The sequence below is a fragment of the Terriglobales bacterium genome, assembly GCA_035624475.1.
Taxonomy (GTDB): domain Bacteria; phylum Acidobacteriota; class Terriglobia; order Terriglobales; family Acidobacteriaceae; genus DASPRL01.
This window is the reverse complement of record DASPRL010000079.1, coordinates 1-6,816: the sequence shown is the minus strand read 5'-3', so window position 1 is coordinate 6,816 and position 6,816 is coordinate 1. Positions and strand designations below refer to the sequence as shown.

Here is a 6,816-nt window from a genome sequence, read left to right as displayed (position 1 = left end):
GGGCAGGACCCGCGGCAGGTTCTCGGTGATGCCCCCGCCGGTGATGTGGGCCAGGGCGGAGACCGCTCGGGCATCGAGCAGCCGCCGCACCGCCGGCCAGTAGCTCTTGTGGGTGCGCATCAATTCGTTGCCCACCTTGTTCTTGATGCCGTTGACGTAGGTTTCCGGCGAGTAGCGGGCCACCTGGAAGAGCAGCTTGCGGGCCAGGGAGTAGCCGTTGGTGTGCAGGCCGTTGGAGGGCAGACCCACCAGGATGTCGCCCACCTCGACCTCCTTGCCGGTGAGGACGCGGCTGCGCTCCACCACCCCCACGATGAAGCCGGCCAGGTCGTACTCCCCCGCGGGGTAGAAGCCGGGCATCTCCGCGGTCTCGCCGCCGATCAGGGCGCAGCCGTTCTGCTTGCAGGCCTCGGCGATGCCGGCGATCACCTTCTCCGCTACCTCGGGCTCGAGCTTGCCGGTGGCCAGGTAGTCCATGAAGAACAGGGGCGCGGCGCCCTGCACCGCGATGTCGTTGACACAGTGGTTGACCAGGTCGGCGCCCACGGTGTGGTGCAGGTCCATCTCGAAGGCCAGCTTGAGCTTGGTGCCCACGCCATCGACGCTGGAGACCAGCACCGGGTCGCGGTACTTCTTGCGGTCCACCGCGAACAGGCCGCCGAAGCCCCCGATCTCGCTGAGCACGCCGCGGGTGAAGGTGCGCTGGGCCAGGTACTTGATGCGCTGCTTGGTGCGGTTGGCGCGCTCGATGTCCACGCCCGCGTCGGCGTAGGTGAGGGCACGGGTGGAGCTGGGTTGCGCCACGATGAAGGCCTGCCTCTGAGGATCCCGCTGCTTCCAGGAGAACAGGGATTGTAGCATGCGGGCGGCACGCGGCTGGACGGCGCGGGCCGGCAGCAAAGGGGAGCGCGGGCGACCGCGCGCCGACGGCGGGGCGAGCGCATTCCTCTGCTATAATTTCTCAGGATGAGGCGGGCTGCGGTTTCAGCGCGGCGCTGGCTTCGTCGTCCCGCGCGCCGCGCCCAGGCGGCGCGATCGCCGGCACCTGCTGCCGGTCCTCCTACGTCGGGGAGTGGCTCAGCCTGGTAGAGCACCTGGTTCGGGACCAGGGGGTCGGAGGTTCAAATCCTCTCTCCCCGACCAACACCATCGGCCTGGCTGGAAGCCCACTACACGTTCGCGCCGAAGGCCAGCAGGCGGCCGTCGCAGTCCTTCACTACAAACTCTCGCGAGCGCCAGGGCATGTTGGCGAGTCCGCGGGTGAACTCCACACCCTGGGCGGCGTACTCGGCATAGAGGGCGTCGGCGTCCTCGACGTGCAGGTAGGCGTCGAGCAGCTCATCCGCGTACTTGTGGGGATTGGCGGTGGGGGGCGCGGCGCAGCGGAAGTGGATGGCGTGCCGGTCGCGCGCCACGATGGCGTACACCGGCGGGTCCTGCCAAGTCCCCAGGCACTCGAAGCCGAGCTTGTCTTTGTAATAGGCGAGCGTGCCGGGAATGTCGGTGGTGAAGAACAGCGGTACGATCTGGCGGATCATGGAGAGGAAGTGTATCGCAGCCCCCGGGCGCGGCCGGGCGAGACCGGGGTTCCCCCGACCATCACAGCAGGAAGGCGGTCGGCCAAGGTATACTGCCGCTCTGCGCAGTGCGAGGTGAGTCTCCCTTGGCGGCTGCTCCGGTAAGCGTCGAACTCGCTCTCCTCTCGGCCGCTGTCCTCGGCTTCCGGCACGGCTTCGACTACGACCACATCGCCGCCATCTCCGATATCACCAGCGTGCAGAGCTCGGGCAAGCGCGCCATGCGCCTGGGATTGCTCTATGCCCTCGGCCACGCCGCCACGGTTGCCGCCCTGGGCAGCGCGGTGATCTTCTTCCAGCTCTCGCTGCCGCAAGGCATCGACCGCATCGCCGAGCGCCTGGTGGGCCTGACTCTGGTGGTGCTGGGCATCTATGTTCTGGGATCGCTGTTTCGCGGCGACTACACGCCGACCAGCCGCTTCCTACTGGTCGCCCGCCTGGGTCGCTGGCTGCATTGGAAGGCTCGCTCGCACTGGCATCCCCACCTGCCCGCGCCTCAGCCCGCAAACTGGAACTACGATTCCAAGACTTGCTTCGTGGTGGGGGTCATCCATGGGCTAGGAGCCGAGACTCCCACCCAGTTGCTCATCTTCCTGCTGGCTGCCAACCTGGGGGGCATCGGGAAGGGCTTTCTTGGGCTGGGGATGTTTCTCCTTGGCCTGTTGGTCATGAATACCCTGATGACCGCCTCCGCTGCCGGACTGTTCGGCGTCAGCGTGCGCCTGCCCAAGGTCCAAGTGGCGGTCACGGCGGCCACTGCTGTTTACAGTCTGGTTGTTGGCGGCATCTTCCTGCTGGGCTCGGCTGGCTGGCTGCCTCCTCTGGGCGGCTGAACAGCCTGCGTTCTAGTCGGAGACGCGATTGCCGGAAGCTGAGTTCGGGTGCGTTTTGGTAGCATGTCAAGCGATTCGGAGGACCTTATGGCAGAGCAGCAGGCTGGTCACAAGCACCCCGACACCGATCAGCGCATCAAGACTCTGGAAGAACAGGTGAAGAAGCTACAGCAGGAGGTCCGTGACCTCCAGCACAAGATGGAGACCCACGATCACCCACATAGCCACTGAATGACGAAGGGCATGGCCGGCCTCCACGGCCGGCTCTAAAACCCTCGAGAGACTCCTCTCTCCCGCCCCTCGGTGTTTCGCATGCGAAGTGGCAGGGCGCGCCGCGGCGGCGCGCCGGGGCCGAATTTTCTGCAAACTTCCCGCCGCGTCCTGCGTCTAAGTAAAAGACAGCTTCGTAATCCAGAAGGAACCAAGTGAGTAGCCAGAACGTAACCATAATTAACCGGGAGTTCACACATCCGACACCCCGTCCGGGGGATGATGGATGGCGGCGGAGCACTGGGAGAAACGGCATGCTTAAGTTTCATACCGAGCTGGGAACACCCGGGCTGGCAGTGGTGCGCTGCACCGGCCGGCTGGTGGCGGGCGAGCGCAACCTGGAGAGGCTGGTGTCGATCCTGGAGTGCGCGGAGCCGCGCCTGGTCCTGGACCTGGGCGAGGTGGAGGCCATCGACGCGGCCGGCGTAGGCGCGCTGGCCGACCTGCTGCGGCGGGCGCAGGAAAGCGGCCGCGAACTGGCCCTGTGGAACCTGAGCGCGCAGGTGCGCGAGGTCCTGGATGTGACCGGCCTGGGCGAACTCTTCCAGGGCGCGGTGGAGAGCGCCGGCATCCGCGTGGCCTGAAGTCTGCTTGACCGCGCCCCTTGGTGGGCACGGGCCCTCACCTCTTCCCCATCCTCCCCAGGCATGGCTTGGGGAGGGCCCTCGGGGGTATACTTTGTTCGATCTGTGGGGGCCGTCCTGTGTGTTTCTCCAGGACGGGGCGCTGGATCTCCTCCGAAGGCGCCGACCAGGTATCAGTGTCGAGAGGAGACGTATGCTTCGCTCCACAGCCTGCCTGCTGTTGACCGCCAGCCTCGCGGCCTCGGCCTGGGGCCAGGGCCACCGGGCTTCTGTCCGGGACCTGCCCGGCATCGCCGTCGATGACAGCGACCGGGTGGTGCTGCGCCACAACGTGCATCCCATGGCGCGGCCGCAAAACGACATCGGGCCCATGGACGTCAGCCTGCCCATGCAGCGCATGGTGCTGGTGCTGACCCCGGGGCCGACGGTGGAGCGTCAACTGCAGCAGTTCCTCGCCGATCTGCAGGACCCGGCTTCGCCCAACTATCACCAGTGGCTGACGCCGCAGCAGTTCGAGCAGCAGTTCGGCGTGCCGCCGGATCAGATCGCGGCGGTGGTGGACTGGCTGAAGAGCTACGGCTTCACCATCGACGAGATCCCCGCCGGGGGCCGCGCCATCAACTTCAGCGGCACGGTGCAGCAGGTGGAGCGCGCCTTCCACGTGCGCATGCGGAGCCTCCGGGCGCAGGGGCAGGGGCACTACGGCAACGACCGGGACCCCTCCATCCCGCGGGCGCTGGCGGGCATCGTGGCGGGCCCGCTGAGCCTGCACGACTTCCGCAGCCAGCCGCTGCACACGGGGACGGTGGCGGTGCCGGGCCATTACTTCGATCCTCAGTTCACCTCGGGCACCAACCACTTTCTGGCGCCCTCGGACTTCGCAACCATCTACGACGTGTGGCGGCTGTACGGCCGCGGCATCAACGGGACCGGGCAGAGCATCGCCATCGTGGGACGCACCGACATCAACCTGTCGGACGTGCAGACCTTCCGCACTTTCTTCGGGCTGCCCGCCAACGATCCCGTCTTCATCCACAACGGCACCCCTCCGGGCATCGTGAGCAGCGGCGAAGAGACCGAGGCCGACCTGGACGTGGAATGGTCGGGAGCGGTGGCGCGCAACGCCACCATCAAATTCGTGATCTCCAAGTCCACGGCCACGGACGGCGTGGACCTGTCGGCGCAGTACATCGTGACCAACAACGTCGCTCCCGTCATCAGCACCAGCTTCGGGCAGTGCGAATCGGTGATGGGAGCCGCGGAGAACACCTTCTGGGCCAACACTTGGTCGCAGGCGGCAGCGCAGGGCCAGACCGCCTTCGTCTCCTCGGGCGACAGCGGCGCGGCCGGCTGCGATCCTCCCAACCGGACCAGGGCCTTGCTGGGGCTGGCCGTGAGCGGGCTCTCCTCCACTCCCTCCAACGTGGCGGTGGGCGGTTCGGAGTTCTTGGACACCGCCAACCCCAGCCTGTATTGGGCGGCGACCAACAATGCCGTGCAGGGGTCGGCGCTCTCCTACATTCCGGAGGAGGCGTGGAACGAGAGCGGCGCGGTGGCGGGAGGCTCCCAGTTGTGGGCGACGGGTGGAGGCGCAAGCACGGTGTACGCCAAGCCTGTCTGGCAGGCGGGACCGGGGGTGCCCGGGGACAGCAAGCGGGACGTGCCCGACGTCTCGCTGAGCGCCGCCGGGCATGACGGCTACATCGTCCAGCAGGCGGACGCCAGCGCCAGTGGCCTGATCGCGGTGGGTGGCACCTCCGCCTCTTCGCCGTCGTTCGCGGGGCTGATGGCGCTGGTGGTGCAGAAGACGGGCAGCCGCCAGGGCAACGCCAATCCCACCTTCTATGCCATGGCCAACAGCCAGTATGCCAACCATGGCGTGACCGCCTTCCATGACGTCACCACGCTGAGCAACAAGGTGCCCACGCTGACCACGCCCATCGGCTTCAATGCCGGCCCTGCCTATGACCAGGCCACCGGCCTGGGCACGGTGGACGCCTTCTTCCTGGTGACGCAGTGGGGCCAGACGCCCACCGGCTCGGGCTCGGGCAACGCCAACATCGTGAACGGAGGCTTCGAGACCGGCAACCTGACCGGCTGGACCACCGGCGGCGCCCTGGCGCCCTCCGCCAGCACGGTGCAGAAACACACCGGCAGCTTCAGCGCGCTGCTGGGGGCGAGCGCGGCCCCGGAGCCCAACGGCGATTCCTTCCTCTCGCAGGACATCACGCTGCCGGGCACCTTCACCAGCGCCACCCTCACCTTCTGGTACTGGCCCGCCTCCCAGGACAGCATCAACTACGACTGGCAGGAGGCGCAGATCCAGAACACCTCCGGCAACACCCTGGCGCAGGTCCTGAAGGTGTGCCAGAACACGCAGACGTGGACGCAGGTGACCTACGACCTGACCCCGTACAAGGGCCAGACCATCCGCATCTACTTCAACGCGCACGGCGACGGCTTCGGCGACCTCACCTACATGTACGTCGACGACGTGAGCCTCACGATCACCCCGTAGACCCGGGACGGAAGATGGAGACAGCGAGCATGGAACCCAGGCGCGCGGTTGCGGTGCCACTCAGCGTTCTCGTTCTTCTCCTGGCGGCGACCGCCTGGGGACAGCAGCCGGCGCCGCCGGCCGGCCCGGCTCCGAGGCACACCGGGCTGCTGCTGGACTGGAGCTCGCACCACGTGGCCTACACCGGCCTGACGGAGCGCAACGTGGCGGCCAAGGCGGTGCGCGATCCGCGGGTGTGGATGAGCTGGCTCCGGCACTCGCCCGGGGCCCTGCGCTTTCCCCCTCCCGTCTGGGGACGCGGCAAGACGCGGATGCACGTGGACTGGAGCGCCTCGCTGGGCTCGGCGACGGCCACGCTGCCGGCGGGCGCCATGGCCGCCAAGTTCTCCTTCGATGTCTCGGCCGCGCCCAGTTGCGCCAACGACTACGTGGCCTACGGGCTGAACGTGGCGGGTTCGGCGACCCAGGCCAACATCATCGCCTTCAACAACCTTTACAGCAGCGGAGTGATCGCCGGGGGCGGGCTCTGCGACGCCGCCAACAGCGGCCAGCCCACGGTGCGGTTCGCCTTCAACGCGGGCTCGACCGCGGTGACGGGATCGCTGTCGCTCTCCTCCGACGGCCACAAGCTGGCCTTCGTGGGCAATCCCGGAGGAGTGGCGACCTTCTATGTCCTGACCTGGGGCACGGGGGGAGGGACGGCCACCGCTCCCTTGACCCCGGACGTCACCTGTGTGACCTCCTGCCTGCGCAGCGTCACCCTGGGCGCGGTGGCGGACTCCTCCTCCACACCCTACATCGACTACGGAAGCGACACCGCCTACGTCGGCGACGACAGCGGCAAGGTGTGGAAGATCACCGGGGTCTTCCAGGGCACACCCGCGAAGGCGACCAGCGACCCCAACTGGCCGAGTTCGGGCTCCTTCCAGACGGGGACGGCGGGGCTGCTGCGCTCGCCAGTGGCGGCGCTGGGCAAGATCTACGTTCCCGACGCGGCCGGCAGCCTGCACGTGATCACTCCGGCGGCGACTCCC

The 6,816-nt window shown here is 67.6% G+C and carries 7 protein-coding genes and 1 tRNA gene; 6 read left to right on the top strand and 2 right to left on the bottom strand.

The window, feature by feature from the left end; genetic code table 11:
- The coding region (gene purM / locus VEG08_03495) for a phosphoribosylformylglycinamidine cyclo-ligase (protein HXZ27045.1) at window positions 1–861 on the bottom strand (861 nt) is incomplete at its 3' end.
- Between the two features lie 205 nt (window positions 862–1,066).
- Here purM and VEG08_03490 point away from each other — a divergent pair.
- Window positions 1,067–1,143 (top strand) — tRNA-Pro (locus tag VEG08_03490).
- 26 nt (window positions 1,144–1,169) lie between these two features.
- On the opposite strand, the gene VEG08_03485 is transcribed toward VEG08_03490, so the two are convergent.
- Window positions 1,170–1,538 (bottom strand): VOC family protein, encoded by a 369-nt coding sequence (locus VEG08_03485; protein ID HXZ27044.1) that lies wholly within the window; start codon window positions 1,536–1,538, stop codon window positions 1,170–1,172.
- A gap of 125 nt (window positions 1,539–1,663) precedes the next feature.
- On the opposite strand from VEG08_03485, the gene VEG08_03480 reads away from it, so the two are divergent.
- The 5 genes from VEG08_03480 to VEG08_03460 form a co-directional block, all read left to right on the top strand.
- The gene (locus VEG08_03480; GenBank protein ID HXZ27043.1) at window positions 1,664–2,410 is read left to right on the top strand and encodes a hypothetical protein; all 747 of its coding nucleotides are present in this window, start codon (window positions 1,664–1,666) and stop codon (window positions 2,408–2,410) included.
- Between the two features lie 87 nt (window positions 2,411–2,497).
- Entirely contained in the window at window positions 2,498–2,641 is a 144-nt protein-coding gene (locus VEG08_03475) for a hypothetical protein (GenBank protein HXZ27042.1), read from the top strand.
- 293 nt (window positions 2,642–2,934) lie between these two features.
- Window positions 2,935–3,264, top strand: coding sequence for an STAS domain-containing protein (locus tag VEG08_03470; protein ID HXZ27041.1), 330 nt, complete (start codon window positions 2,935–2,937; stop codon window positions 3,262–3,264).
- A 193-nt stretch (window positions 3,265–3,457) separates the two neighbouring features.
- Complete coding sequence (locus tag VEG08_03465; protein ID HXZ27040.1) at window positions 3,458–5,782, top strand: protease pro-enzyme activation domain-containing protein; 2,325 nt, start codon at window positions 3,458–3,460, stop codon at window positions 5,780–5,782.
- A 29-nt stretch (window positions 5,783–5,811) separates the two neighbouring features.
- A partial coding sequence (locus tag VEG08_03460) for a hypothetical protein (GenBank protein ID HXZ27039.1) occupies window positions 5,812–6,816 on the top strand: 1,005 nt, incomplete at its 3' end.

Excerpts from the sequence above, each read along its gene's own strand:
- VEG08_03485 (HXZ27044.1), bottom strand. The coding sequence starts at position 1,538 with ATGATCCGCCAGATCGTACCGCTGTTCTTCACCACCGACATTCCCGGC.
- VEG08_03475 (HXZ27042.1), top strand. The coding sequence starts at position 2,498 with ATGGCAGAGCAGCAGGCTGGTCACAAGCACCCCGACACCGATCAGCGC.
- VEG08_03470 (HXZ27041.1), top strand. The coding sequence starts at position 2,935 with ATGCTTAAGTTTCATACCGAGCTGGGAACACCCGGGCTGGCAGTGGTG.
- VEG08_03465 (HXZ27040.1), top strand. The coding sequence starts at position 3,458 with ATGCTTCGCTCCACAGCCTGCCTGCTGTTGACCGCCAGCCTCGCGGCC.